The following is a 2,500-nucleotide window of genomic DNA, read 5'->3' as shown; positions in this document are numbered from 1 at the left end:
AGCCCCGTACGCGTAGAACACTCATTGTCCTAGAGTAGGGCGGGACACGAGAAATCCTGTCTGAACATGGGGAGACCACTCTCCAAGCCTAAGTACTCGTGCATGACCGATAGCGAACAAGTACCGTGAGGGAAAGGTGAAAAGCACCCCGACAAGGGGAGTGAAATAGAACCTGAAACCGGATGCCTACAAACAGTCGGAGCCCGAGCCTTTTTAGTAAGGTTGGGTGACGGCGTACCTTTTGTATAATGGGTCAACGACTTAGTGTAACAAGCAAGCTTAAGCCGGTAGGTGTAGGCGAAGCGAAAGCGAGTCTGAATAGGGCGATTTAGTTTGTTGCATTAGACCCGAAACCGAGTGATCTAGCCATGAGCAGGTTGAAGGTTGGGTAACACCAACTGGAGGACCGAACCCGCATCTGTTGCAATAGATTGGGATGACTTGTGGCTAGGGGTGAAAGGCCAATCAAACTCGGAAATAGCTGGTTCTCCGCGAAATCTATTTAGGTAGAGCGTCGACCGAATACCCCCGGGGGTAGAGCACTGGATGGGCTATGGGGACTCACCGTCTTACTGATCCTAACCAAACTCCGAATACCGGGGAGTACTAGTCGGCAGACACACGGCGGGTGCTAACGTCCGTCGTGAAAAGGGCAACAACCCTAACCTCCAGCTAAGGTCCCCAAGTCATGGCTAAGTGGGAAAGGATGTGAGGATCCCAAAACAACCAGGATGTTGGCTTAGAAGCAGCCATCATTTAAAGAAAGCGTAACAGCTCACTGGTCTAAATAAGGGTCTTTGCGCCGAAAATGTAACGGGGCTGAAGCCATGCACCGAAGCTGAGGCTTAGACATCCTAACGGATATCTAGKGGTAGCGGAGCGTTCCGTAAGCCTGTGAAGGGATACCTGTGAGGGGTCCTGGAGGTATCGGAAGTGCGAATGTTGACATGAGTAACGATAAAGAGGGTGAGAGACCCTCTCGCCGAAAGACCAAGGGTTCCTGCTTAAAGTTAATCTGAGCAGGGTTAGCCGGCCCCTAAGGCGAGGCAGAAATGCGTAGTCGATGGGAACCACGTTAATATTCGTGGGCCTGGTGGTAGTGACGGATTGCTCAACTTGTTCAGACTTATTGGATTGTCTGGGCAGGGACGCGGTTCCAGGAAATAGCTCCACCGTATAGACCGTACCCGAAACCGACACAGGTGGTCAGGTAGAGTATACCAAGGCGCTTGAGAGAACTATGTTGAAGGAACTCGGCAAATTGCACGCGTAACTTCGGAAGAAGCGTGACCCCATTATAGGCAACTATGGTGGGGTGGCACAGACCAGGGGGTAGCGACTGTTTATCAAAAACACAGGGCTCTGCGAAGTCGCAAGACGACGTATAGGGTCTGACGCCTGCCCGGTGCTGGAAGGTTAAGAGGAGAGGTGCAAGCTTTGAATCGAAGCCCCAGTAAACGGCGGCCGTAACTATAACGGTCCTAAGGTAGCGAAATTCCTTGTCGGGTAAGTTCCGACCTGCACGAATGGCGTAACGACTTCCCCGCTGTCTCCAACATAGACTCAGTGAAATTGAATTCCCCGTGAAGATGCGGGGTTCCTGCGGTCAGACGGAAAGACCCCGTGCACCTTTACTATAGCTTTACACTGGCATTCGTGTCGGCATGTGTAGGATAGGTGGTAGGCTTTGAAGCAGGGACGCCAGTTTCTGTGGAGCCATCCTTGAAATACCACCCTTATCGTCATGGATGTCTAACCGCGGTCCGTTATCCGGATCCGGGACAGTGTATGGTGGGTAGTTTGACTGGGGCGGTCGCCTCCGAAAGAGTAACGGAGGCGCGCGATGGTGGGCTCAGACCGGTCGGAAATCGGTCGTCGAGTGCAATGGCATAAGCCCGCCTGACTGCGAGACTGACAAGTCGAGCAGAGACGAAAGTCGGTCATAGTGATCCGGTGGTCCCGCGTGGAAGGGCCATCGCTCAACGGATAAAAGGTACGCCGGGGATAACAGGCTGATGACCCCCAAGAGTCCATATCGACGGGGTTGTTTGGCACCTCGATGTCGGCTCATCGCATCCTGGGGCTGGAGCAGGTCCCAAGGGTTTGGCTGTTCGCCAATTAAAGCGGTACGTGAGCTGGGTTCAGAACGTCGTGAGACAGTTCGGTCCCTATCTGCCGTGGGTGTAGGAATATTGACAGGATCTGTCCCTAGTACGAGAGGACCGGGATGGACATATCTCTGGTGGACCTGTTGTCCTGCCAAGGGCATAGCAGGGTAGCTACATATGGAATGGATAACCGCTGAAGGCATCTAAGCGGGAAACCAACCTGAAAACGAGTATTCCCTATCAGAGCCGTGGAAGACGACCACGTTGATAGGCCGGGTGTGGAAGTGCAGCAATGCATGAAGCTTACCGGTACTAATAGCTCGATTGGCTTAATTGTTCTCATTGACCATGCTCATCTCAGGGCGAATGCAAAGCATTCGTCCCGACAGGGC

Annotated in this window: 1 rRNA gene (cut by a window edge); it reads left to right on the top strand. The window is 53.0% G+C overall.

From position 1 onward, the window contains the following. Window positions 1-2,445, top strand: a 23S ribosomal RNA gene (locus tag AC1DMK_RS30245) (it extends 378 nt beyond the left edge of the window). Window positions 2,446-2,500 lie beyond the last annotated feature (55 nt).

It is taken from the genome of Rhizobium sp. 05L419, assembly GCF_056397845.1.
Note: the sequence above shows the minus strand (reverse complement) of the source record. Positions and strands in the feature narration are given on the sequence as shown.